Below are 23,105 nucleotides of genomic sequence, written 5' to 3'. Positions count from 1 at the left end.
CATCTCCGCCTCCGCTCGATACGGGGGCCATTGAATCAAATCACCCCCTCAAAGACGAGGGTTTTTCGAGGCGTCCAGGTTATCGCCGCGACGGTGCAGGAGGACGGCTGCCTCGAATACGCCTATGCCGAGGACCTCGCCGAACCCGGCCTGATCCGGGTCAGCGAGAAGTGGCGCGAGCGGGCCTGCCTCGCCGCGCACTTCGCCGCGCCGCACATGAACACCTGGCAGGAAGAGCGCGCCGGGCTGGGCCTCTACGACCGCAACATCCGCATCTGGGACGTCGGCGAGGGCGAGGCGGTCTAGAGGCGCCTCCGCTTTTATATCCGTCCGCCCTGAGCTTGTCGAAGGGCCGTCGTTCCTTCGGACTCGCGCGCAAAAGAAGACCTGTCCTTCGACAGGCTCAGGACGGGCGGTCTCTTGTTCACTTGGTGTACGCAACTCACTCCGCCGGCTGGACCTGCATTCCCCGCCCCCGCAGCGGCAGCCGCCCGAGCCACGCCAGCCCCCGCACCAGCGGCGCGTGCTCGCTCATCCACGCATGGTACTCGCGGTACTTGGGATCGGCCGCGAGCAGGTGCCGCTCCTCGGTCTTGGCCCGCCAGAAATAGATCGCGCTGACCAGGGCGAGAAACACCGTGTTGCGCACCGCGTCTACAGCCGAATGGTTGGTGACGAGGAACGGCAGCGTCGCCAGCCACCAGTAGGCGTTCTTGGCGAGGTATGCCGGGTGCCGCGTCCACGCGTAAGGCCCGTTCGTCAGCACGCCGCGATAGGTCAGGTTGGAAAAGCGCAGGCCGAACGCCACCGTCGCCCAGGCGTAGATCCCGGTCAGCACCACCAGCGCCGCCGCCCACAGCCACAGCAGCGCGGGCATCCCCTGCAGCCAGTACGCCCAGTCGGCGGTCTGCTCCTGGTAGAACAGCGGCCGCCCCGGCTCCATCAGCTGGAACGGCGGATAGCAGGCGAGCGCGGCGAACCAGCCGGTGAAGAACGGGTTGGCGGTGCGGATATGCGCGTCCAATGGCTTCATCGTCAGCAGGTAGCCGACCATCGCGATCTGGACGTCGACCACGAACATGATCTCTGTCGCCGCGACCGACAGCCGCACCGGATCGCCGGCAAACGCGCTCCAGTCGGCCTCGACCACCGCCGCGAAACCCGGCGGCAGGATCGAGATCATGAACGCGCAGAAGAAGCCTTTGACGGCCCAGGCGCGCAAGTGGTGGCGCACCTCCTCCGCGTCATAGGCCTCGCGCCCGATCAGCATCGCCCCGAAATGCCAAGCCCCGTCGCGGGGATTGACCAGCACCCGGTCGAGCCACAGCACGTAAGGCACCGACAGCACCACCAGCAGCGGCGCGGCGGTCCCCAGCACGTCCATCGCGAACAGGTACTGCCCGCGCCAGTACCACCGCGCGAGGCAATAGATGACCGCGATTCCCCCCCAGGTCGCCCACAGCCCGGCGAGCTTGGTGATCGACACGTCGATGACCTGCGACAGCGGGCGCGGGCTGTCCCAGTCGATCCCGGTCGAGGCGCGGCGGTGGACCTTGTCCACCAGCACCGACCACAGCACCATCGGCAGGCCCGAGAACACCACCGCGAGGCACGCGGCGTAAGGCCCCGACAGCGGCGCGTGCGGCCCCGGCAGGCCGAGCACCTCGCTCACCCCCGCCCAGTTCCGGCAGAGGACCAGCCAAAACGCCAGCCCGGCGAGCCCGGCAAGGCCCACCCCCGCCGAGACGTCGCTGGCAGGCCTCGGCGGCACAGGAGACGGCGCACTCATGCGCGTGAGGCTTAGCGGCGAAGGGTGAGGAAAGGGTGAAGGGGTGACGTCTGCTTGCGCTTGGGGGGAAAGTTCGGGATAGCGGACCTAGCGCGGCAAGGGGCTTAAAACGTTCTTTTCACCGAGCTGCACCTCGACACGATGTCGGATGTAAGGATCGCTGTGAGTCCGAGCGATCCGAATTGCGACGGGCAGAAGCTTCGCGACTTCTGTTGAGTACACTTCGGCCTGCATCGTCAGGCTCGGAATGATCCGCCGCTGAACAGATGTGCTTTCAGTAGTTACAATTTGCCGCAGTAGTTCGTCTCTGAACCGTGCCCTAGCTTCAATATAGCTCGGTTGCTTGACATCCCCTTTCACCCAGTACGCCGCGCTCGCTGCACCTGCCTTCTCTCGGTCGGAACCGTCACGAAGTAACTCTGTGAGGCGGCGCATGACTCGACGGGCTCCTATGGCCTTTACTGCAGGCTCGATGAAAAACCGATTGGTGCTGGGATTTTCCTCTTCCACCCCCATCCTCAGCATAATATTCGCCAATGCAGACGGGGCGGCTTGCTTATGGAAAACAGCAGTCACAAATTGCCGTCGCTCGGCATCGCGCAGGGCGTTCTCTACCCATTCTCTTTGCTGTTGATTGTCTAGAGACCCCCCATTCCGCACCAACTTGCGCGTCTCGATGACAATTGCTCTAGCGGGACGATCATCATACGGGTTCTCGCTGATGGCTTCAGCCCAGCGTTTGTATTGACTTTCCCAAGTCATGATCACCTCTTCGATTGAGGTATGCCACGTTTCGCGTTGACCGCAATGTTGGCGTGTCCGGAACGACAGCTTTTGAGTGCAAACTCCGGATTGCCGTCGTACGCGCCTCGCCGCTCAGACACCATCGTCACCCTGTACTTGTTTCAGGGTCCCGGCTGCGTCTTGCTCCGAAGCGGTGTATCGCGAGCAGTTCTCGAAGCTCGCTTTGGCCCGAGAGCTGCGGAGCCAACCGAGAGTGGACCCTGAAACAAGTTCAGGGTGACGACATTTAGGTAAAGAGCCGATGGGTCAGGAGTTCCGTGCGTCGTTGCGAAACGACCACCGCATCAGGATCTTCGCGACGAGGATCACGACCACCGATGAAGGAAACCACGGCCAGAAGGCGATCTCGACGGGGACGGCCCTCCCCATCGCGGACGCGGCAAGGATTGCGGCCAGCGCGATCAGATAAGCCGTCCCGACGCCGAGGGATACCAAATAGCTGGCAAGGAGCAGCTTTGTCCGAAGGCTAAATTCGGGCAGGTCGGCGCTAATGAGCAAGGAATGCCACGCGGCAAGGCGTGAATCCAGAGATGACGCGAAAGGTGCCGAGAGTGGACCCTGAAACGAGTTCAGGGTGACGGGCTTTGTTGACGGAAAGTCTGCCTGCCCCCAACCCCGTCATCCCGTGACCTGCGGCCCAACCTCACCGCCAGGCGGTAATCCGCCCGCCGTCGTCCAGCACGTACAGCGTCTGGTTAGCCACCACCGGCGCCAGGCTCACGCCGTCGCTGAGCTTGTCGAACGGGGTCGCGATGCCGGTGCCGGGGTCGACGTTCATGATCTCGCCGCGCGAGTTGGCGATCCACAGCTTGCCGCCGGCGAGCGCGGGGCCGGTCCAGAAGATCTGGTCCTTGCGCTTTTCCTCGTTCTTGTACTTGGCGAACTGGGTCAGCCAGCGGACCTTGCCGCTGCCCTTTGCGATGCACAGCAGGCGGGCGTCGTCGGTGAGGGTGAAGATCCACTCGCCGGCGATGGCCGGGGTGGAGATGCCGGCGAGGCTCAGTTCCCAGATGCGCTGGCCGGTGACCAGTTCGTAAGCGGCCATGCGTCCGCCCTGGCCGAGCGCATAGACGCGGCCCTTCTCGATGATCGGGTCGGCGTCGACGTCGGTGAGGGTCGAGACCGAGGTGGCGATGGAGGTGCGGGCGAGCGCGTCGGACCACAGCTCGCGCCCGTTTTCATAGCGCCAGGCGATCAGTTCGCCCGAGCTGAAGCCGCCGACGATGGTGCCCTGCCCGGCCGCGGGGGCCGCCACGCCGAACACGCCGCTGGCGGTGGTCGCACCGCCGGCCTGCCACTGCGACGAACCGTCGGCGGCATTGAGCGCATAGATCTGGTTGTCCTGGCTCATCACATAGACCGAGCCGAACGCCAGCGTCGGCGAACCGCGCAGCGGGCCGCCCGGCTTCTTGCGCCACACTTCCGAACCGTTGGAGGCGTCGAGCGCGGCCACTTCGCCCACGCCGGTGGTCACATAGACCCGGCCCGCGGCGAAGCTCACGCCGCCGCCGAAAGCCGAGCTGGCGTTTTCAGCGGGCTTGTAGCTGGCGGTCCAGATCTCGCGGCCGGTGTCGGCGTTGAAGGCGTGGACGACGCCGTTGGTGTCCATCGCGAACAGCGAGCCGCCGCCGATCACCGGCGCGGCGGCGAGGCGCTGCTTGTTGCTCGATCCCGGAATGCTCGCGGTCCACGCCTTGCGCGGCGTTTCGCCGAGCGCGAGGTGGCCGTAGCTCTTGCTGGCGGTACCGCCGGCCTGGGCCCATTCGGCGTTGACCTCGGCCGGGGGCAGGATCACCGAGACGCCGGCCAGCGCCGGGTCGACCTTGGCGCCGCTCTCGATCTTCGACAGCACCGGCACCCGGTCGCCCACGGTGGGCGTGGTCTTAGCCTTGTCCTTGCCGCCGAGGATGCCGCAGCCGCCAAGGGCCAGCGCCATCAGGGCCACGGTGGCGATCCCGGCGGCGCGGGAAACGGGTCGGGTCATCGCTTGCATCCTCATGGAAGTTATTGCGCCGGGGCTTCGAGCTCGGCGACGACCTTGGCCGGGTCCTTCACCGCGTCGACCCCGAGCAGCCCGGCGAGCTGCTGCGCGCGGCGCTGCAGGCTTTCGGGTACGGTCTTGTCCTGCGCGATCTGGCCGAACAGCGGCCCGGCGAGATCGGCGCGGCCCTGCTTGAGATAGGCCATACCGACGAGCTCGCCGGCGCTGCCGAACCACGGGTTGCCGGGCACGGCGAGCGGCTTCAGCCGGTCGATCACCTGCTGCGGCGGGAGCTTTTCGAAGTTGGTGGCAATCTCGCGGATCGTCGCGAGGTCGCGGAAGGCCTTGGGCGAATTGCTGTCGGCGGCAACCTGCGCGAACAGCTTCGCGGCCTCGTCGGCCTTGCCCTGGCGCTGGGCGATCGCGCCCTCGAGGATGCGAACCGAGGCGTCGTAGCCGTCGCTCTTCCCGGTCAGGCCGCCGAGTGCGTCCTTCGCCGGCTTGATGTTGCCCTTTTCGAGGTCGTCGATGGCGAGGACCAGCTTCTCGCCGGTCTCACCCGACTGCTGGTTCGAATAGTGATCCCAGCCGAGCCACCCGGCAAGGCCGAGCAGGCCCACCGCGACCGCCAGGCCGATCGGCTTGCCATAGCGCTTGAACGCGCCGAGCATCTGGTCCTCGCGCAGGGCATCGTCGACTTCGCGCAGGAACGCGTCGTTGGAGGGCGCGCCCTTGGCGGCGGGAAGCTGCGAACCGGACTGCGGATTATTCGGACGAAGGGCCAAGACGGGGCTTTCGGCTGCCAGATGCTAGGGCTGCGGTGTTTAGCGGAGTGGGCCGCCAGTTCAATCCCCGATCCACTGGCAATCCCCCGCTGAACCGGGGGTTAAGGCGGGTTCGGACGGCGTTCAGGGGAATGAGGCGCGTCCCAGCACGGCGGCATAGACCTGCGCATAGCGCGCCGCCATCGTCGCCTCGTCGAACTCGCTGCGCGCGCGTTCGCGGTTGGCCCTGCCGATCGTGGCCCGCCCGGCGTCGTCGGCGGCGAGCGCGGCCAGCGCCCCGGCGAGGGCGCCCTCGTCGCCCGGGCTGACGATGAACGGCCCGTTCGCCTCGCTGACGATGGCAGCGATGTCGCCCACCGCCGGGGCGGCGACGGCCAGCCCCGCGGCCATCGCCTCGACCACCGAAAGCGGGAACTGCTCGCTGTCCGACGACAGCGCGAACAGGTCGAACAGCCCGACCACCGCCGCCGGATCGGCGACATGGCCGGGCAGGTGGACGCGGTGGCCGATGTCGAGCCGCATCGCCTCGTCGAAGATCGCGTCGCGCTCAGGCCCCTCGCCGAGGATGACCAGCTGCCATTTGGGCGGCATCCCGGCAAAGGCGCGGACGAGGCGCGGCAGGTTCTTCACCGGGCGAAGGCCGGCCATCGTGCCGAGCCACTTCTCCCCCGGCCGCTTGATCACCCGGGGCAGCGCGTCGGGCCGCGCCTTGCGGCCATAGACGGCGGTGTCGATCCCGTTGGCGATGCGGTGAACCTTGGCTCGCGGCTGGCGCCACGTTTCGAGCGCGATCCGCTCGAGCCGGCCCGAGGGCACCACCAGCCCTTGCGCCCGCGACAGGCCGAGCATCCGGTACCAGTTGCGCGTGGTCTTGAGCTTCGCCGCCTCGTCGGCGTTGAACCCGTCCTCGTGATGGACCAGCGGGGCGAGGCCCAGGCCGGGGCCGAACAGCGCGTGGGCGACCACCGCATCCATCGCGCCCCAGTTGTAGGTCAGGATCAGGTCGAAGCCCTGCATCCCCTTCGCCAGCGTCTGCAGCCGGCGGACCCCGAACTTGCCGGCAAGCGCGGGGAAGGCCAGCGGATACTGGACCTTGACCGCCTTCGACAGGTCTTTCGCCGCGCCCATCCTGCCCGGCTCGGCAGAGACGACCGAATGGACCACGCCTTTGGCAAAGCGGTTCATCAGCGCGACCGAGCGGCGCTCCTTGCCGCCCGCGTCGAACGAGGAGTGGAGGTGCAGGACCCGGAGCGGCGCCGCGGGCTTTGCGCTCATGCCACCCGTGCCAGCAGCCGGTCGATGGCCGCGAGCGAGGCCGGCTCGTCGAGCGTCGGGGCATGGCCGACGCGCGGCACCGTGACCACTTCGGCATCGGCGACGTCGCGCGCCATCCGCGCCGCCGTCTCCGCGCCGAGGATGTCCGAATGTTCGCCGCGCAGCACCGCCACCGGCCGTCCGCGCAGCGCATGGTAAAGCGGCCACATGTCGACCTGCGGGGTCGCCCCTGCCGGGGCCTCGAACGGCTCGGCGATCTTCATGTCATAGTCGAACGCGATCCGCCCGCTCGAACCCAGCACCATGGTCCGCTTGGCGATGCGCAGCCAGTCGGCGACGTCGAAGTCCGGATAGACCTCGCCCTGCGCCTCTTGCAGCGCGCGGGCCGCGTGCATCCACGTCTCGAAGCTGCGCCCCTGCCCGACATAGCCGCGAATCCGCTCGAGCCCTTCGGCAGAGACTTCCGGGCCGACATCGTTGAGCACGACCCCGGCGATCCGGCTCGCGTCCTTGCCGGCAAGGAGCATCGTCAGGAGCCCGCCAAGCGATGTGCCGAAGGCGACGAAGCGCGCTATGCCTTCCTGCTCCAGCAGCAGCTCGACATCATCTAGGTACTGCAGCGGCTGGTACGTCATCGGATCGCGCGCGTAATCGCTGTCGCCACGACCGCGCATCTCGGGGCAGATCACGCGCCACGTCGGCGAAAGCCGCGCGGCGAGGTCCTCGAAATCGCGGGCGTTGCGGGTCAGGCCGGGCAGGCACAGCAGCGGCGGGCGGGCGGAATCGCCGGGATAGTCGCGGAAGTGCAGCTTCAGGCCATCGCGGCTGGTCCAGCTGCGATCCTCGTATTGCGCCATGTTTTCGCGGGTCCTTCGTCGCGGCCGCGCTTGCCTCGCGCCCCGTGCGGCCCCACTATTGCCGGGATGCCCCGTTCTTCGCAAGTCTTGCCGGCGTGAGCTACGCCCCCGACCCGCGCATTCTCGCGCTTTCCGGCTGGATCGGCGACCCGGTAGGGCCAGCGCCCTTCCCGCTGACGACGCTGCGCTTCCGCAACGATCGCGCGGCGGCGCAGGTGGGCCTGGAGGCGCTCCCGGACGAAGAGTGGGTCCGGCACTTCGGCCGGTTCGAACCGCTGCCCGGCAACCTTCCCCGGCCGCTGGCGCTACGTTACCACGGGCACCAGTTCCGGGTGTACAACCCCGACCTCGGCGATGGCCGCGGGTTCCTGTTCGCACAGATGCGCGATGATCGCGGCCGCCTGCTCGACCTTGGCACAAAGGGTTCGGGGCAGACCCCGTGGAGCCGCCAGGGCGACGGCCGCCTGACACTCAAGGGCGCGGTGCGCGAAATCCTCGCGACGGAAATGCTCGAGGCGCTGGGCGTCAACACCAGCCGCACCTTCTCGGTCATCGAAACCGGCGAGGAATTGTGGCGGGGCGACGAGCCTTCGCCCACCCGCTCCGCGGTGCTGGTCCGCCTGTCCCACGGCCACATCCGCATCGGCACTTTCCAGCGCCTTGCCGCGCTGGAGCTGGCGGACGAGATGGCGCAGTTGGTCGAGTACTGCCTCGAGACCTACCCCGGCCCCGGGATGCCCGAGGGCGTCGCCGAGCCCGAAAACCGCGCCGCCCGCCTGCTCCACCAGGTGGTCGAACGGCTGGCCGACCTCGCCGCGAGCTACATGGTCGCCGGCTTCGTCCACGGCGTGCTCAACTCCGACAACATGAACATCTCGGGCGAGAGCTTCGATTATGGCCCGTGGCGCTGGCTGCCGAGCTGGGATCCGGGCTTCACCGCCGCCTATTTCGACCACCAGGGCCTCTACAGCTTCGGCCGCCAGCCCGAGGCGATTCACTGGAACTGCGCGCAGCTGGCCATCGCGCTGCGCACCCTCTCGCCTGCGCCGCCGCTGATCGAAGCGCTCGAACGCTTCCCGCTGCTATACCAGCAGGCGATTGCGCGCCGCTGGTGCTGGCGTCTCGGCGTGCGGCAACGCGGGCTCGACGAGGACACGGCGCTGGTCGGTGCATGCGAGAAGGCGATGCGGGAGGCCGGCGGCACGGTCGATGGGTTCTTCTTCGACCATCGCAGCGGGCGCGGCACGCCAGGCGATCCGGCGCTGGCGGGCGAGCTGGCCAAGGCCGAGCCGATCGAGTCTGATCACCCATACTGGTCCGATCCGGCACCCCAGTCGATGCTGGTGGACGAGGTCGAAGCGATCTGGTCCGCCATCGCCGAGCGCGATGACTGGGAGCCCTTGGCGGACAAGATCGCCGCGCTGCGCCGCATGGGCGAGGCGCACGGTGCGCCTCCGGTCGCGGCTGGGCAATAGGGCGCTTGGTCCGGTACGAGGGCCACGCTGGATTTGGGTTCGCGCAAAGGCGCTAAGGAAAAAGAAGGCGCAAAGGGGGCTGCGCCCCCTCTTCCACATCATCCCGGGCTTGAGCCGGGGTCCCGCTTCTGTCGATTCACGCGGACAAGTAGAACGGGATACTCGCGCAGAGTTCGCAGAGTACGCAAAGAGGATGCGCGCCCTCGGCGATGTTGCGCGTGATATCGGTTCACGCAGAGACGCGGAGGAAGAAAAGGGACGCAGAGGGGGTGCGCCGGGCCGAAGGCCCTTTCATTCATCGGGCGCTGCCGCAAACGCATGGTTATAGCAGGAGGCCGGCTTCGCCGGTGGCGCGGCATCTTCGTGCCTTTGTGTGAGCCTACTATCCCTTTTGACCGAAGGTCAGGAGATGGCCCCCGCCTTTGCGGGGATGACAACGGTGGGAGTGTGTACAAAGCCTCTTTGCGTCCTCTGCGAACTCTGCGCGAGTATCGTCTTTCTTCCTTGCGCCTTCTTTCCCTTCGCGCCTTTGCGCGAACCCCTTCTTCTCCGCGCCTCCGCGTCTCTGCGCGAACCAATCTTTCCAACACCCCGCCGAAACGGAGCAAGTGGTTGGATACATGTAGGATTTGAACTCCTAGCCCCGACGAATCGGATCGGGAGCGGGCTAGGCCGGCCCAGCCTCGTTCCTTCGCTGGAAACAGCGACGCGGCCGGCGCGGCGGCGGGTGAGAACGGGGCGCTGAACTCAAGCCCTGTACAGGCCCCCAGCGCCAAGCCCGGATGACGGGATGGAAGCGATATGCTTCCCTCATGGCGCGGCACAGTCAGCCGTGAGGGCGTCGTTTCGTTCGCGAGCCTGCGAACCTCGCCCCGGCCCGTTGTCCTCACAGGCCGAGCGCACCGGGCGTCTGCTCCCCTTGCGCCGTTCGCAACGCGTACAGACACCGCCCCTCCCGCGGCACATGGCGCCGCGGCCGGCCGCGCGATCTGATAGTTTCAGCTTAGCGTCACGTCCGGGGTCGCTGCCGGATGGTTTGTCGTGATTGCTGAAAGCCCCCCCCGACCCGCTGTTCGCTTCGCGAACGCCTGCGGCTCCCCGCGTGCGGGAGGGGGAGATTCAAGGCCTACCTCCCGGCTAGCGCGACCAGTTCCCCTCCCGCAGGCGGGAGGGGTAAGGGGTGGGCATATCGCGTGCTGCAATTAGACGTGGGCGTACCGCATCCAATCGCCCAGCCTCACAGCGGATCCAGGCCATGGAGGAGGCCGCAATCCCAAGCCCTCTCCATTTTTTCCAGAGGGACATATCGAAGCGGCAGCGGCGCAGAGGCTGACGGAGGAGCTCAGGACTTCTTCTTCGGCGGCGTCGCCGGCTTGCCCGCGGGCTGCCCGCCGGGCTTGGCCGCCGGCGCGGTGCCGGGCTCGGGCTGGATACCGGCCATCGCACGCGGTTCGATGCTGATGCCGTAGAGCTTCCAGCGCCCCTGCTCCCACTGGAAGTAGAGATCGAAGAAAATCGCGGTGGGGCGCAGGCCGAAATAGCCGCGCACTTCGAACACGTCGGGCTGCACCAGCAGCGGCGCGCCGATGTAGTTGGGCACGACCAGCAGAGCGTTCGACAGGTCGATGCGCTGGGCGCGGAGCGAGGCAAAGACTTCGGCAAGCCGCGCCGGATCGTTGTTGATCTGGAACCCGCTGGCCGAGGTGTCGCGCAGCACCGAATAGTTGCCCGAACGATTGGCGTGATCAACCATCGCCATCGTCGACCAGATCAGTTTGGCCAACTCGAGATCCCCCGGCACCGGCTGGGCCGAAATCGGCGGCGCGGTCTGGGGCATCGCGGCAGAAGGAACGCACAGCGCGGCGAGCGCGGCGGAAATGAAAAGTGCCGGGGCGCGAAGCCCCGGCACGAAGGTTTTAATCCGGGTCATCCTGCGTGGATGTCCTCTTATTCTGGAGACGTCAATTACCAGGCGATCTGGAAGCCGCCGCGTGCACCGACTTCGCCGCTGTCGAAGCCGACGCCGACGCCGGCGCTGATCGAGGCGTTCTCGCCGACGCGGGCGCTCATCGCCATCGTGCCGGCCGCCTTGTTCTGGTAATAGCCGATCCCGCCCGACAGGCCGAACTTGGCGTCGCCCGGCAGCGCCGGCGATTCCATGGCGAGCGCCATGGCGATGCCTTCGTTGGCCTTGTCGACGTCATCGAACAGCTGGTTGATCTGCGCGGTGTGCTGCGTGGTCAGCGACTGCAGCGACGCGATCTGCGTGGTGTGAGTCGCCGTCACCGTCTCGAGCGCACTGATCCGGTTGATCGTGCCCGAAACCGACGGACCCGCACCCAGCGTGCCCGAGGCATCGACCGTGGCGAAGCTGGTCGCGCCGACCTGCGCCGCGGTGCTGGCCGCAAGGTCACCCACCGTGACCGAGCTGCCCGTGCCGCCAATGACCACCTGGTTCGCCCGGGTGGCGGTAGCGCCGGTGCCGATCGCGGTCGATCCCGCGAAACCGGCAGTGGCGCCGAAGCCCACCGCAGTGGCGTTAGCGCCGGCCGCGCTGGAGTTCTTGCCGACCGCAGTCGCCTGCACGCCCGCCGCGTTGGCCTGGTGGCCGAGCGCCGCGCTGAGGTTGCCGGTGGCCGAGGCCTGCCAGCCGAACGCCTGCGCGCCGCGGCCCGAGGCGACCGATTCGCCGCCGACGGCGGTCGAGTGGAAGCCGCTGGCGTTGGCCTTGTCGCCCACTGCCACCGCGTCTTCGTCCGAGGCGATCGCGCCGTTGCCGAGCGCGGTCGAGGTCAGGCCCGAAGCCGAGGAGCTGTCACCCAGCGCGACAGCCGAAGCGCCCGCCGCGTTGGCTGCGAAGCCGCCGGCGAAGGCATTGGCGCCAGCCGAGTTGGCGTTCTTGCCGACCGCAGTCGACTGCACGCCCGAGGCATTGGCCTGGTGGCCCGCGGCGAGGCTCAGGTTGCCCGTGGCCTGCGACTGCCAGCCGAACGACTGCGCCCCGCGGCCCGAAGCCACCGCTTCGCCGCCGACGGCGGTCGAGTGGAAGCCGCTGGCGACCGACTTGTCGCCCAGCGCCACCGCGTCTTCGTCGGAAGCGGTTGCGCCGTTACCGGCAGCCAGCGAGGTCGTGCCGCTCGCCACCGCGGCGGTATCCCCGGTCGCGGCGAAGAATACCAGCTCGGCCGTGTTGGCGTCGATCTGGGTCTGCAGGTTGGCGTCGGCAGCGGCGCGGGTGCTCGCTTCGGCGTCGATGTTTGCCTGGAGCGTCGTGTCCGCGGCGGCGCGCAGCGCAGCTTCGTTGGCGACGGCGGTGTTGACCTGGCCGACAGTGGCGGCATCGCTGTTGGCGACGCCGTCGGCGACCTGGACGATCCGGCGCTGGAGGACGAAGTTACCGACCGAGACGGTGTTCGCCTGGTCCGCGACCGAGTCCGCACCCAGCGCGACCGAACGGTCCCCGCTGGCGTTGGCCGAAGCGCCGACAGCAGTCATGTTGCCGAGCTGCGGATTGACGTTCGAGGCCGTGGCTCCGCCGCCGATCGCGACCGCGCCCGGGTTGTTGGCGAGGCTGTTGATGCCGACGGCAACCGAGGAGAGGCCGTGGGCGTCGGCGCCCGAACCGAACGCCGAACCCTGCAGGCCGGCGGTGGCCGCACCCGGGCCGTTGGCGGCGACGTAGGTCAGCTCCTGGGTGTTGACGTCAATCTGCGACTGCAGGTTCGCGTCAGCCGCGGCGCGGGTGGTCGCTTCGGCAGTGATATTGTTTTGCAGAGTGGTGTCCGCAGCAGCCCGGGTGGCCGCTTCGGCGTCGATGTTCGACTGGAGGGCCACGTCGGCAGCGGCGCGGGTCGCGGCCTCGGAGTCGATGTTCGACTGCAGCGTCACGTCCGCAGCAGCGCGGGTCGCGGCCTCGGAGTCGATGTTCGACTGCAGCGTCACGTCCGCAGCAGCGCGGGTCGCGGCCTCGGCGTCGATGTTCGACTGGAGCGTGACGTCGGCAGCGGCGCGGGCCGCGGCTTCGGCGTCGATGTTGCCCTGGAGGGTGACGTCGGCCGCAGCGCGGGTCGCGGCCTCGGCGTCGATGTTCGACTGCAGCGTCACGTCCGCAGCGGCGCGAGTCGCGGCCTCGGCGTCGATGTTGGACTGCAGCGTCACGTCCGCAGCGGCGCGGGTCGCGGCCTCGGCGTCGATGTTCGACTGCAGCGTCACGTCCGCAGCAGCGCGAGTCGCGGCCTCGGCGTCGATGTTCGACTGCAGCGTCACGTCCGCAGCGGCGCGAACTGCGGCTTCGGCGTCGATGTTGCCCTGGAGGGTGGTATCGGCCGCAGCGCGGGCAGTTGCCTCAGCATCAAGCTGACCGAAGTTCACTGCATCCGTCGGCGCGCTGCCCGCCGCAACGTTCACCAAGCGGCGCTCCGCTCCAGAGGTGCCGAAAGACACTGTGCCGGCCAGATTTGCCACCGAATTCTGACCGATGGCGACCGAATTAGCAGCACTCGCGCTCGAACCCTGGCCGAGTGCGGTGGCCGCCGGGCCCGTCGCTTGGGCTTGCGCGCCGATTGCTGTTGAGGCGATGCCGGTTGCCTGAGCCTGCAGGCCGTTGGCGGTCGAGATCAGTCCGCTCGCGTTCGAGAGGACGCCGGTCGCAGTCGCGCCAGTGGCCGAAGCATTCGATGCCGCGCCGAGCGCAGTGGAAGCGAGTCCGCTCGCGTTTGCGTCGGTACCGAGGGCTGATCCGCCGTTTCCAGTCGCCTGCGCATTACCGCCGAGGGCGATCGACTCGTTGCCGGCAGCGTTGGCACCGCCCTGCGCAGTGTTGACCTGCAGCGGCGCAAATGCCGCCTTGGCCTGGCCGATCGTGACTGCATCAGAGTCCGCTATACCGTCGGCAACGTTCACGATCCGGCGCTGGAGGACAGCGTTGCCGACAGAGACAGTGTTCGCCTCGTTCGCGACGGAGCCTGCGCCCAGGGCGACCGAGCGGTCTCCAGTGGCGGTGGCGGTCGTGCCGATGGCCGTCATGTTGCCGAGCTGCGGATCGGCGTTCGAAGCCGTGGCACCCGCGCCGATAGCCACGGCCGAGGGGTTGTTCGCGTCGGCGTTCACACCGACCGCGGTCGCGCCGATTCCGTGTGCGTTCGCGTTGACGCCGCATGCGGTGCCAGCGATGCCCGAGGTCGCACCGCCATCGGTGTCGGCCGCGTCGGCAACCCCGTTGTTGTTGGTGTCAAGAAGGCACTCGGTTGCCGAAGCGGGGCTGGACAGCGATACCGTGGTAAGCGCGATCGCCATGGCGCCGGCAGAACCGACAGCGAAGAGAGCCGCGAAACCGCGGCGGTTGGAAACAGCAGCCATCAAACATCCCCTGCAAATTGCCCCCGGGAGCCCCCGGATGCGGGAAACGGTAATTGGGCTTCGTTGAGCCCGTGAATGCGACCACCGTTAGTTATCGTTGTGAGTGAACAATTACGCGATCATTGCTGCAAGTCAAATGCCCTGCATCAAATGTTAGCGAAGTGCGTCCGGAACCGTCGCATTTCCGCAGGATCGCGCTGTGACGATCGTCACATTCGCCGATCGGACGGTTCCTCCTCCGCGAACGCCCTACCCTTTCTTTTGCGCAGCATTTCCGGCTATGGCGACGGCAGGCGTGCGAAGTCGCACCTGAAACCAGTTCCAGCGAGGAAAGCCCGACAGCCCGTGGCAGCCGAGATCGTCTCCATCGAACCTGCAACCGGCGCCGAAGTCTGGCGCGGCGCCGTCGGCGATGTCGACGCCCTCGTCACCCGCGCCCGCCGTGCCTGGCCGGCATGGGCGGCGCAGCCGCTGTCGACGCGAATCGAGCTGGTTCGCCGCTTCGCCAACGAGGTGCGCAAGGAGGCCGACAAGCTGGCCACCCTGATCGCGCGCGAGACCGGCAAGCCGTTGTGGGAAGCCCGCAGCGAGGTCGAGAGCGTGATCGGCAAGGTCGAGATCTCGATCCGCGCCTATGCCGAGCGCACGAGCCAGCGAAAGCTCGACAGCGCGCTGCAGGGGACTGCCGCGCTGCGCCACAAGCCGCACGGGGTGATGGCGGTGCTGGGGCCCTACAACTTCCCGGCGCACCTCCCCAACGGCCATATCGTGCCCGCCCTGATCGCCGGCAACGCGATCGTGTTCAAGCCGTCGGAAAAGACCCCGGCAACCGGCGAATTCCTCGCCCAGTGCTTTCACCGTGCCGGGATCTCTGCGGCGGTCGTGCAAGTTCTTCACGGCGGGCCGGAGGAAGGCCAGGCGCTGGTCAGCCACGAAGGCATCGACGGCGTCCTATTCACCGGCTCGGCCCATGCCGGGATCGCCATCAACCGCCGCCTTGCCGCCGATCCGGGCAAGATCGTCGCGCTCGAGATGGGCGGCAACAATCCGATCGTGGTGTGGGACACGCCCAAGCTGCAGGACGCCGCGGTGCTCGTGGTCCAGTCCGCCTTCATGTCGGCCGGGCAGCGCTGCAGCAACGCCCGCCGCCTGATCGTGAAAGACGAACTGGCCGAACCCTTGCTGGCCGAGGTCAAGCGGCTCGCCGACCGGATCATCGTTGGCGCGCCGTTCGACGAACCCGCGCCGTTCATGGGCCCGGTGATCGACAACCGGACCGCCGACGGTCTGACCGAGAGTTTCCTCTATCTGCTCTCGAACGGCGGACGGGCGATCAAGCACCTGATCCGCCTGCGCGAAGACCTCCCGTTCCTCTCGCCCGCGATCATCGACGTCACCGCGATGAAGGAGCGTCCGGACGTCGAACTGTTCGGCCCTCTGCTCCAGGTCGTGCGCGTCAACGACTTCGACGAGGCGATTGCCGAGGCCAACGCCACCCGCTTCGGTCTCTCGGCCTCGCTGGTCGGGGGCGAGCCCGCCGACTACAACCGCTTCTGGGCCAACGTCCGCGCCGGGATCATCAACTGGAACCGGCCGACCAACGGAGCCTCGTCGGCCGCGCCGTTCGGCGGGGTCGGGCTGTCCGGCAATCACCGGCCCAGCGCGTTCTACGCCGCGGACTACTGCGCCTATCCGGTCGCCTCGACCGAGATGGACCAGCCCCGCGCCCAGATCGGCGTCGGTCTCAGCGACGACTGACCGGGGGCTTCTCTTCGGGATACGGACCAGGCCGTGCGCTATCCGCCGGACCGCCGGGCTCGACCGCGGCGTTGCGGCGGTTCTGCTGCGACAGGTCGGTATCGGTGAGCAGCGGGTCGAACAGCACCGCGTCCATCTTCGGGTCGGAATAGACCGCGTCGGCCTTCGCCGGCCCGTCCTTGCCGCACGCGGCGAGGGACAGGACCAGGGCCATGGCAGCAAGGGCGCACGAGGGTCGCATCGTTAACCCTGAATGCCCGGGCCCGGTTAATTTGACGTTGCTGACCGGCGCCTGACCGCAAAAGGGCGCCCCGGCGAATTGGCCGGGGCGCCCCATGCGTCGGTTCGGGAACTCTGGCTTAGCGGCAGCTCGACCCGCCGCGATCGATCTCGCGGCCGATCAGCGCACCGGCCGCACCGCCGAGAATCGCGCCGAGGGTGCGGTCGCCGCGGCGTCCGGCCACCTCGCGGCCAAGCAGCGCGCCGCCGGCAGCGCCGATGATCAGGCCGGTCGTGCCGTTCGACTTGCGGCAGTAATAGCGACCGTCGTCCCCGCGCCACACGCGGGTGTCGCGGCGCAGCGGCTCACCATAATAGGAGTCATTGTAGCCGGAGCGGCCATAACCACTGTCATAGCCGCGGTCGTAGCCGCGATCATATCCGCGCTTGTACTTGTGATGTCCGCGACCGTGATCCCAGCTGGTGTCACCAAGAATCTGAGCGGTTGCAGCGGCAGGGGCATGCGTAGCGGGGGCCGCGGCGACCGGCAGCGCGGTCGCGAGCGAGCCGGTTGCGGCGAGGCCAAGGGCGAGGGTCCTGAGTGTTTTCATCGTGGGTCTCCTTCGTTCCGTGCGGCAATTCGACCTACGGGTGAATCGTCGTTGGTTCATGTCTAGACCTCGGAACATGAATGATCGGCAACGCTTTGGTCAGATTTGGGGAAAGCGACGAGGCGAGCCAAGCCGCTGTTGAACCGTTGCAAATCACAGGATTCCCGGCGGGGGTTGCACGCGCGGCCCTGGGCCGCCAATGCGCCCGCATGGAACGCGCTGCCCTCAAAGACAACGGCCTCGCCATGGCCGTTGCGGCCTATCTGATGTGGGGGCTGCTGCCGCTGTACCTGCAGCTGCTCAAGCACGTTCCGGCTCTCGAACTGCTCGGCTGGCGTATCGTCTTTACCCTGCCGGTGTGCCTCGCCGTGCTGGCCAGGCGGGGCGAGCTCCGTGCGCTGGGCACCGCGCTGGTAACGAAGCGGACCGTCCTGCCGCTGCTCGGGAGCGCGCTGTTCATCGGCCTGAACTGGCTGATCTTCCTGGTCGCGGTGGCCGAGGACCACGTGATGGCGACGAGTCTGGGATATTACATCAACCCGCTGGTCTCGGTGCTGTTCGGCGTGGTGCTGCTGGGCGAGCGGCTGTCGCCGCGGCAGTGGGCGGCGGTCGCCATAGCCGGAGCGGGCATCGCGGTGCTGGCGACAGGTGCGCTCGGGACGCTGGCGATCAGCCTGAGCCTGGCCTTCAGCTTCGCGCTCTATGGGTTGTTCCGCAAGAAGATCGAAGTCGGCGCGGTCGTGGGGCTGACGGTGGAGACGGCCGTGCTGTTCCCGGCCGCGGTGGCACTTGTCGTCTGGTATGCACTCCAGCCGGCGGGCTCGGCCGTGTCGGGCCAGCCGCTCACCACGCTCGAGATGTTCGGCTCCGGCGTGGTAACCGCGATTCCCCTGATGCTCTTTGCCGGCGCGGCCCGGCGGCTCGACCTGTCAATGCTGGGGTTCATCCAGTTCCTCTCGCCGACCATCACCTTCGTCGTCTCGCTGATGCTGGGCGAGACGCTCGACCCGCTGAAACTCGCCAGCTTCGTCCTGATCTGGCTGGCAATCGCGGTCTTCAGCTGGGACCTGTGGGCGGCGCGGCGGCGGAGACTGGCAGCCTAGGCCAGCCGCCAGCCGAGCGTTTCGCCGGCATGGAACGGGACGATCGGGGTGCCGTTGGCGTCGATCGTCGCGGGGACCTCGACCGGTTCGCGCACCAGCGTGACCGTGCCTTCGTTCACCGGGAGCCGATAGAACGCCGGCCCGTTGAGCGAGGCGAACCCCTCGAACCGGTCCAGCGCCTCCTCTTCCTCGAACACGGCCAGATAGCTTTCGAGCGCGAAGGGCGCATTGAAGATCCCGGCGCAGCCGCACGCCGCCTCCTTGGCGGACACCGCGTGCGGGGCCGAATCGGTGCCCAGGAAGATGCGCGCGAAACCGGACGTCGCAAGCTTGCGAAGTGCCAGCCGGTGCTTCTCGCGCTTGGCCACCGGCAGACAGTAGGCATGCGGGCGAATGCCGCCGACCAGCATGGCGTTGCGGTTGATGTGGAGGTGTTGCGGGGTCACCGTCGCCGCCACGTTGTCGCCGGCGCTTTCGACGAACTGCGCGGCTTCCTCGGTGGTGATGTGCTCGAACACCACGCGCAAGCCCGGCAGGTCGCGGACCAGCGGGCGCAGCGTGCGCTCGATGAACACCGCCTCGCGGTCGAAGATGTCGACGTGGGCGTCGGTCACCTCGCCGTGGATCAGCAGCGGCATCCCGATCGCCTGCATCCGCTCGAGCACCGGATAGATGTTGCGGATATCGGTGACGCCGTGGGCCGAGCCCGTCGTGGCGTGGGCCGGGTAGAGCTTGGCGGCGACGAACACCCCGGCGGCGAACCCGCGCTCGACCTCGTCCGGATCGGTGTGGTCGGTGAGGTAGAGCGTCATCAACGGGGTGAACCCGGCACCGTCGGGCAGCGCCGCGAGGATGCGGTCGCGGTAGGCGGACACACCGGCGACGTCGGTCATCGGCGGGCTCAGGTTGGGCATGACGATCGCCCGCGCGAACTGGCGCGCGGTGTGCGGGACCACGCCCTTCAAGACCTCACCGTCGCGCAGGTGGACGTGCCAGTCGTCGGGGCGGCGGATGGTGATGCTCTGGATCATACGCAGCCCCATATCCGTCCGTCCTGAGCTTGTCGAAGGACTGTTCTTCTTTGTGCGGCGAAAAAAGGAAAAGCTGTGCTTCGACAAGCTCAGCACGGACGGGCATGGAATTAATGGCTTGGGACGCTATCTGTCACCCATGACCCGCCTTTTCAGCCGCGCCGTGATCCGTATTTCCGCCCTCGACGGGAGCGAGAGCGCCGCGGGGTTTCTCCAAGGCCTCGTCACCAATGACGTGGCCGGTACGCTGCCGGTGTGGACCGGGCTGCTGACCCCGCAGGGCAAGGCGCTGTTCGACTTCCTCGTCTGGCCCTCGGGCGACGACCTGCTGCTCGACTGCGAGGCAGAATTTGCCGACGAGCTGGTTCGCCGCCTCTCGCTCTACCGCCTGCGCCGGCGTCTTGCGATTGCGCGCGACGAATCGGTCGCGGTCCACTGGCGGCCGCACGAAGGCGACGGCGCGGCGAGCGATCCGCGGCTCCATGCATTGGGCGAACGCTGGCTCGCGCCGGTTTCGGCCGACGACGCCCCGGTCGACGAGGAATGGCGGGCGCACCGCCTGTCGCTCGGCGTGACCGAAGGCCGCGCCGAACTGGGCAGTGACCAGACGCTGTGGCTCGAATGCAATGCGGCGGAGCTGAACGGGGTGAGCTTTTCGAAGGGCTGCTACATCGGCCAGGAAAATACCGCGCGGATGAACTGGCGGCAGAAGGTCAACCGGAGGCTGGTGGTGGTTCCGCTGGACCGCTCGCAGGAAACCCGGCGGCGGATCGCCTATCCCGAGTTCGGTCTTGCCGTCGACCATCTGCGGGTCGACGATATCGATCCCGGGCTTGCCCCCGCCTGGCTTGACCTCACCCCTTCTGGGGAATGAAGCCGGACTTTTCGAGCCCTTCCATCAGCATCGCCTCGGCCTTGTCGCGCGCGGCGTGACGCGGCAGATCGAGCGCCTGGCTGAGCGGGCCGCCCATCAGCGAATCGCCGAGCGCCATCAGGGTCAGCGCGAGCGTGTTGCCGCGCTGGATGTCCGAGGAATACTCGTTGAGGTCGACCACGAGGTCGTGAATCGTGTCGACGATCGGGTCGAGCGCGTCCTCGTTACCCGAGAGCAGCATCCACGAAGCCAGCGCGCCCGCACCCTCGCGGTCGAAGGCATCGAACGTCAGGTCGACGACGTCGCGCGGCCGCCCGATGCCCTCGCGGCTGGCGATCACCGCATCGCGAATCGTCGCGCAGATCGTCTCGGTGAGGTGCTTGGCCAGTTCCTTCTGCAGCCCGGAGGCCGAGCCGAAGTGGTGCAGCAGGTTCGCATGGGTGCGCCCGATTCGCGCCGCGACGGCTTTCAGGGTGACGGCCTGCGGGCCCAGCTCGATCAGCAGCGAACGCGCCGCTTCGAGCGCGGCGGTGCGGCTCTCCTCGGGCGACAGGCGTTTCCTTATTGACATTTGTGTAAGTAATTCCATATTGGGAGCCATAACACTCCCAGCCCCCAGGGTCCGCAATTATGACCGACACCCGAGTAGAACCCGCCGTCGCCGACCGCAAGCCGCTCTCCGCAGCGACGCCGGAAGACCTTTCGATCACCATCCGCGATCGCCGCTTCGGCCGGGGCCAGAAGCCCGGCCGCTGGTGGCTGGCCGGTGATCCGGTCGCGACCGCCTGGCACAACGCCCTGTCGGCCACCTTTCCGCGCGGCGAGGCATTCTTCATCGAGGCGGTAAAGGCCCACCGCGATGGCGCTCCGCCCAAGCTCGCCGAGGAGATCCGCGCGTTCGTGAAGCAGGAGATCAACCACACCCGCGAACACGTGGCGTTCAACCGCGCGGCCACCGATGCCGGCTATGACATCGCCAAGATCGACTGCCGGGTGGAGGAATTGCTCGCCCTGACCAAGGACCGGCCGGTCATCCTCAACCTCGCCGCGACCATGGCGCTCGAACACTACACCGCGATGATGGCGCACGAATTCCTTGCCAACCCGAAGCACTTCGCCGGGGCCGAGCAGGAAACCGCCGACATGTGGCGCTGGCACGCAATCGAGGAGATCGAGCACAAGGGCGTCGCCTATGACACCTGGCTCCACGCCACCCGCAACTGGAGCCGGTGGAAGCGCTGGAAGGTCAAGTCGCTGATGATGCTCATCGTGACCAAGAACTTCATCACCCACCGGGTCGAGGACACGATCGACCTGCTCGCCCAGGACGGCTTGACCGGGGCGAAGTGGAAGTGGCGGCTCGCCGCCTACCTGCTGTGGCAGCCGGGCGTTCTGCGCCGGGTTTTCCCGGCGTGGGTCAGCTACTTCCTGCCCGGCTTCCACCCATGGAACCACGACGACCGCGCGCTCATCGGCAAGGCCGACAGCGCGTTCGCCGATGCCGTGGCGGTGGCGGCCTGATCGGAAATCCTCCCTGTCCGCAACGCGGACGGGGAGGAACGGCCTAAGCCGCGCGCATTCGCGGTTCGTCGTCCCCGCAATTGTCGCAGTCCCCGGCGGCGCCGAGGTCGATCTCGTGGACGACCGACAGCGCCACCGCGTCACGCGCCAGACTGTACCGCGGGCGGATCTCGCCGGTGGGGCGGAAACCCAGCTTGCGCAGGACCCGGCCCGAGGCGGGGTTGTCCTCGAAGTGCCCGGCGACGATCCGCCGGTGCCCGAGCGTCCGCGCCAGGGTGAGCACTGCCCGCGCCGCCTCGGTCGCATAGCCCTTGCCCCACTCGTCGCGGGCGATCCAGTAGCCCAGCTCGACCTCGCCCTCGTGGAGGCCCAGGCCAGCCGAGCCGACCAGCCGCGCGCCGTCTGCCGTTGGCAGGGTCACGAAGAAGTTCGGGGTGCGCGCATCCTGCGCCATCGAGGCGAATCGCCGCGCGTCTTCCGGGCCATAGGGCCACGGCGCGCGGGCAAGATTCTTCACGATCCGCTCGTCGCAGATCCTGCCGAGCAGCTCCTGCCAGTCCTCGGGCCAGCCGGGACGCAGGAACAGCCTTTCGGTCCGGATGAACATGGGCATTCTCCTTCTCGCCCTGTCGGTCCCGCCGCCACTATGCGACGGAAATGACAAGGATGTTTCGCCTTGCGCCGGATCGCCACGTATGTGCGGCGACAGGCGCGTGCCCTGCCGGCCGGACTTCGCTGCGCGAAATCGGACAGGGACGCTGAGGGAGAATGCAAAAAGAGGGAGACGGGCGGGCCCCTCTCCCTCGTCAGGCCGGACGGTGAGTCCGGCGGGGCCATCCCGTCAGGATGGCCCTTGGAATGACCATCCGCTTATTCGGCAGCTTCTGCCATCATGTCTACCGACACGTACTTGCGGCCAAGCTTCCCGGCGTGGAATCGCACGCGGCCTTCGGCGAGGGCGAACAGGGTGTGATCCTTGCCGATGCCGACGTTCGCGCCCGGGTACACCTTGGTCCCGCGCTGGCGAATGATGATGTTGCCGCCGACGACTTCCTGACCGCCGAACTTCTTCACGCCAAGGCGGCGACCAGCCGAATCGCGACCGTTACGCGAGGAGCCGCCTGCTTTCTTGTGTGCCATCTCGTCTTACTCCGAATCTCTGTTCGCTCAGGCCGCGGCTTCGTCGGCCTTGGGGGCAGCCTTCTTGGCCTTCTTTTCCTCGCCACCGACGGCGAGGATGCGCAGCAGGGTCATCTGCTGGCGATGGCCATTGCGGCGGCGATAGTTGTGCCGACGGCGCTTCTTGAAGACGATGACCTTTTCCGACTTCGCCTGCGCGATGATCTCGGCCGAAACGACAACCTTGGCCGCGTCGGCGAGGTCACCGCCGTCGCCGGCGAGGAGGACGTCACCCAGCGTGATCTTGTCGCCGGCTTCACCCGCCAGCTTCTCCACCGCGATCTTGTCTCCGGCGGCAACCCGGTACTGCTTGCCGCCCGTGCGCACAATTGCGAACATCGTTCTGCTATCCGTTCTTCAAGTCACTGCCCGACCCGAAACGAATCGGCATGCGGGCAACAGGCCGACATCCCGCACAGGCGGGGGCCGGAAAGAGAGGCGCGGATAGTCGAAGGGGGCCTTGCTGTCAACGCCGGAAGCGGCGC

22 protein-coding genes are annotated in these 23,105 nt (G+C 67.6%); 6 read left to right on the top strand and 16 right to left on the bottom strand.

Features of this window, described 5'->3' with window-relative positions; all coding sequences use genetic code 11:
- On the top strand, nt 1–306 hold a 306-nt coding region (locus tag AC3WLD_RS17260; protein ID WP_492558212.1), incomplete at its 5' end, for a putative quinol monooxygenase.
- A gap of 136 nt (nt 307–442) precedes the next feature.
- On the opposite strand, the gene AC3WLD_RS17255 is transcribed toward AC3WLD_RS17260, so the two are convergent.
- The 7 genes from AC3WLD_RS17255 to AC3WLD_RS17225 form a co-directional block, all read right to left on the bottom strand.
- Nucleotides 443–1,789, bottom strand: coding sequence for a methyltransferase family protein (locus tag AC3WLD_RS17255; protein ID WP_492558211.1), 1,347 nt, complete (start codon nt 1,787–1,789; stop codon nt 443–445).
- A gap of 87 nt (nt 1,790–1,876) precedes the next feature.
- Nucleotides 1,877–2,551 carry a hypothetical protein gene (locus tag AC3WLD_RS17250; RefSeq protein WP_492558210.1) on the bottom strand — a complete coding sequence of 225 codons (675 nt, stop codon included), beginning with the start codon at nt 2,549–2,551 and terminating at the stop codon, nt 1,877–1,879.
- 288 nt (nt 2,552–2,839) lie between these two features.
- On the bottom strand, nt 2,840–3,091 hold the full coding sequence (locus tag AC3WLD_RS17245; protein WP_492558209.1) for a hypothetical protein: 252 nt from the start codon (nt 3,089–3,091) through the stop codon (nt 2,840–2,842).
- Nucleotides 3,092–3,236: 145 nt separating this feature from the next.
- Complete coding sequence (locus AC3WLD_RS17240; protein ID WP_492558208.1) at nt 3,237–4,577, bottom strand: outer membrane protein assembly factor BamB family protein; 1,341 nt, start codon at nt 4,575–4,577, stop codon at nt 3,237–3,239.
- A 20-nt stretch (nt 4,578–4,597) separates the two neighbouring features.
- Entirely contained in the window at nt 4,598–5,359 is a 762-nt protein-coding gene (locus AC3WLD_RS17235; protein WP_492558207.1) for a tetratricopeptide repeat protein, read from the bottom strand.
- Nucleotides 5,360–5,482: 123 nt separating this feature from the next.
- Nucleotides 5,483–6,634 (bottom strand): glycosyltransferase, encoded by a 1,152-nt coding sequence (locus tag AC3WLD_RS17230; protein ID WP_492558206.1) that lies wholly within the window; start codon nt 6,632–6,634, stop codon nt 5,483–5,485.
- On the bottom strand, nt 6,631–7,491 hold the full coding sequence (locus AC3WLD_RS17225) for an alpha/beta fold hydrolase (RefSeq protein WP_492558205.1): 861 nt from the start codon (nt 7,489–7,491) through the stop codon (nt 6,631–6,633). Before AC3WLD_RS17225 ends, AC3WLD_RS17230 begins: the two co-directional genes overlap by 4 nt.
- Before the next feature lie 95 nt (nt 7,492–7,586).
- On the opposite strand from AC3WLD_RS17225, the gene AC3WLD_RS17220 reads away from it, so the two are divergent.
- The gene (locus AC3WLD_RS17220; protein WP_492558204.1) at nt 7,587–8,966 is read left to right on the top strand and encodes a protein adenylyltransferase SelO; all 1,380 of its coding nucleotides are present in this window, start codon (nt 7,587–7,589) and stop codon (nt 8,964–8,966) included.
- Nucleotides 8,967–10,308: 1,342 nt separating this feature from the next.
- Here the strand turns inward: AC3WLD_RS17220 and AC3WLD_RS17215 are convergent.
- Nucleotides 10,309–10,896: a hypothetical protein gene (locus AC3WLD_RS17215; protein WP_492558203.1), complete on the bottom strand. Its 588-nt coding sequence runs from the start codon at nt 10,894–10,896 to the stop codon at nt 10,309–10,311.
- Nucleotides 10,897–10,931: 35 nt separating this feature from the next.
- A complete protein-coding gene (locus AC3WLD_RS17210) occupies nt 10,932–14,261 on the bottom strand; it encodes a YadA-like family protein (protein WP_492558202.1) in 3,330 nt (1,109 codons plus the stop codon).
- Nucleotides 14,262–14,669: 408 nt separating this feature from the next.
- Between AC3WLD_RS17210 and astD the strand changes: the two genes are divergently transcribed.
- Nucleotides 14,670–16,082, top strand: coding sequence for a succinylglutamate-semialdehyde dehydrogenase (gene astD / locus AC3WLD_RS17205; RefSeq protein WP_492558201.1), 1,413 nt, complete (start codon nt 14,670–14,672; stop codon nt 16,080–16,082).
- Here the strand turns inward: astD and AC3WLD_RS17200 are convergent.
- A complete protein-coding gene (locus tag AC3WLD_RS17200; protein ID WP_492558200.1) occupies nt 16,069–16,323 on the bottom strand; it encodes a hypothetical protein in 255 nt (84 codons plus the stop codon). The two genes, astD and AC3WLD_RS17200, sit on opposite strands and share 14 nt — an antisense overlap.
- A 118-nt stretch (nt 16,324–16,441) precedes the next feature.
- The gene (locus AC3WLD_RS17195) at nt 16,442–16,912 is read right to left on the bottom strand and encodes a glycine zipper 2TM domain-containing protein (protein ID WP_492558199.1); all 471 of its coding nucleotides are present in this window, start codon (nt 16,910–16,912) and stop codon (nt 16,442–16,444) included.
- A gap of 209 nt (nt 16,913–17,121) precedes the next feature.
- Between AC3WLD_RS17195 and rarD the strand changes: the two genes are divergently transcribed.
- Nucleotides 17,122–18,015: an EamA family transporter RarD gene (gene rarD / locus AC3WLD_RS17190; protein WP_492558198.1), complete on the top strand. Its 894-nt coding sequence runs from the start codon at nt 17,122–17,124 to the stop codon at nt 18,013–18,015.
- Here the strand turns inward: rarD and pyrC are convergent.
- The gene (gene pyrC / locus AC3WLD_RS17185) at nt 18,012–19,046 is read right to left on the bottom strand and encodes a dihydroorotase (protein WP_492558197.1); all 1,035 of its coding nucleotides are present in this window, start codon (nt 19,044–19,046) and stop codon (nt 18,012–18,014) included. The genes rarD and pyrC overlap by 4 nt on opposite strands.
- 139 nt (nt 19,047–19,185) lie before the next feature.
- On the opposite strand from pyrC, the gene ygfZ reads away from it, so the two are divergent.
- Nucleotides 19,186–19,920, top strand: a complete 735-nt coding sequence (gene ygfZ / locus AC3WLD_RS17180) for a CAF17-like 4Fe-4S cluster assembly/insertion protein YgfZ (RefSeq protein ID WP_492558196.1) — start codon at nt 19,186–19,188, stop codon at nt 19,918–19,920.
- On the opposite strand, the gene AC3WLD_RS17175 is transcribed toward ygfZ, so the two are convergent.
- Entirely contained in the window at nt 19,901–20,491 is a 591-nt protein-coding gene (locus AC3WLD_RS17175) for a TetR/AcrR family transcriptional regulator (protein WP_492558195.1), read from the bottom strand. The genes ygfZ and AC3WLD_RS17175 overlap by 20 nt on opposite strands.
- 59 nt (nt 20,492–20,550) lie before the next feature.
- Here AC3WLD_RS17175 and AC3WLD_RS17170 point away from each other — a divergent pair, with 59 nt between their 5' ends.
- The gene (locus tag AC3WLD_RS17170) at nt 20,551–21,441 is read left to right on the top strand and encodes a metal-dependent hydrolase (protein WP_492558194.1); all 891 of its coding nucleotides are present in this window, start codon (nt 20,551–20,553) and stop codon (nt 21,439–21,441) included.
- Nucleotides 21,442–21,484: 43 nt separating this feature from the next.
- Here the strand turns inward: AC3WLD_RS17170 and AC3WLD_RS17165 are convergent, their stop codons facing one another.
- From AC3WLD_RS17165 to rplU, 3 genes are all read right to left on the bottom strand, one after another.
- Nucleotides 21,485–22,048 carry a GNAT family N-acetyltransferase gene (locus AC3WLD_RS17165; RefSeq protein ID WP_492558193.1) on the bottom strand — a complete coding sequence of 188 codons (564 nt, stop codon included), beginning with the start codon at nt 22,046–22,048 and terminating at the stop codon, nt 21,485–21,487.
- 263 nt (nt 22,049–22,311) lie between these two features.
- The gene (gene rpmA, locus AC3WLD_RS17160; RefSeq protein WP_492558192.1) at nt 22,312–22,581 is read right to left on the bottom strand and encodes a 50S ribosomal protein L27; all 270 of its coding nucleotides are present in this window, start codon (nt 22,579–22,581) and stop codon (nt 22,312–22,314) included.
- Between the two features lie 27 nt (nt 22,582–22,608).
- Nucleotides 22,609–22,959 (bottom strand): 50S ribosomal protein L21, encoded by a 351-nt coding sequence (gene rplU, locus AC3WLD_RS17155; protein WP_492558191.1) that lies wholly within the window; start codon nt 22,957–22,959, stop codon nt 22,609–22,611.
- Nucleotides 22,960–23,105 lie beyond the last annotated feature (146 nt).

Source organism: Novosphingobium sp. FW305-C-111 (assembly GCF_058783565.1).
The sequence above is the reverse complement of the archived record's forward strand: the minus strand, read 5'-3'. Positions and strand labels throughout refer to the sequence as shown.

What these genes read in the sequence shown, in the direction of transcription:
- AC3WLD_RS17255 (WP_492558211.1), bottom strand. Translation starts at nt 1,789, where the DNA reads ATGAGTGCGCCGTCTCCTGTGCCGCCGAGGCCTGCCAGCGACGTCTCG.
- AC3WLD_RS17250 (WP_492558210.1), bottom strand. Translation starts at nt 2,551, where the DNA reads ATGACTTGGGAAAGTCAATACAAACGCTGGGCTGAAGCCATCAGCGAG.
- AC3WLD_RS17240 (WP_492558208.1), bottom strand. Translation starts at nt 4,577, where the DNA reads ATGACCCGACCCGTTTCCCGCGCCGCCGGGATCGCCACCGTGGCCCTG.
- AC3WLD_RS17230 (WP_492558206.1), bottom strand. Translation starts at nt 6,634, where the DNA reads ATGAGCGCAAAGCCCGCGGCGCCGCTCCGGGTCCTGCACCTCCACTCC.
- AC3WLD_RS17225 (WP_492558205.1), bottom strand. Translation starts at nt 7,491, where the DNA reads ATGGCGCAATACGAGGATCGCAGCTGGACCAGCCGCGATGGCCTGAAG.
- AC3WLD_RS17215 (WP_492558203.1), bottom strand. Translation starts at nt 10,896, where the DNA reads ATGACCCGGATTAAAACCTTCGTGCCGGGGCTTCGCGCCCCGGCACTT.
- AC3WLD_RS17210 (WP_492558202.1), bottom strand. Translation starts at nt 14,261, where the DNA reads ATGGCGATCGCGCTTACCACGGTATCGCTGTCCAGCCCCGCTTCGGCA.
- AC3WLD_RS17200 (WP_492558200.1), bottom strand. Translation starts at nt 16,323, where the DNA reads ATGCGACCCTCGTGCGCCCTTGCTGCCATGGCCCTGGTCCTGTCCCTC.
- AC3WLD_RS17195 (WP_492558199.1), bottom strand. Translation starts at nt 16,912, where the DNA reads ATGAAAACACTCAGGACCCTCGCCCTTGGCCTCGCCGCAACCGGCTCG.
- rarD (WP_492558198.1), top strand. Translation starts at nt 17,122, where the DNA reads ATGGAACGCGCTGCCCTCAAAGACAACGGCCTCGCCATGGCCGTTGCG.
- pyrC (WP_492558197.1), bottom strand. Translation starts at nt 19,046, where the DNA reads ATGATCCAGAGCATCACCATCCGCCGCCCCGACGACTGGCACGTCCAC.
- ygfZ (WP_492558196.1), top strand. Translation starts at nt 19,186, where the DNA reads ATGACCCGCCTTTTCAGCCGCGCCGTGATCCGTATTTCCGCCCTCGAC.
- AC3WLD_RS17175 (WP_492558195.1), bottom strand. Translation starts at nt 20,491, where the DNA reads ATGTCAATAAGGAAACGCCTGTCGCCCGAGGAGAGCCGCACCGCCGCG.
- AC3WLD_RS17170 (WP_492558194.1), top strand. Translation starts at nt 20,551, where the DNA reads ATGACCGACACCCGAGTAGAACCCGCCGTCGCCGACCGCAAGCCGCTC.
- AC3WLD_RS17165 (WP_492558193.1), bottom strand. Translation starts at nt 22,048, where the DNA reads ATGTTCATCCGGACCGAAAGGCTGTTCCTGCGTCCCGGCTGGCCCGAG.
- rpmA (WP_492558192.1), bottom strand. Translation starts at nt 22,581, where the DNA reads ATGGCACACAAGAAAGCAGGCGGCTCCTCGCGTAACGGTCGCGATTCG.
- rplU (WP_492558191.1), bottom strand. Translation starts at nt 22,959, where the DNA reads ATGTTCGCAATTGTGCGCACGGGCGGCAAGCAGTACCGGGTTGCCGCC.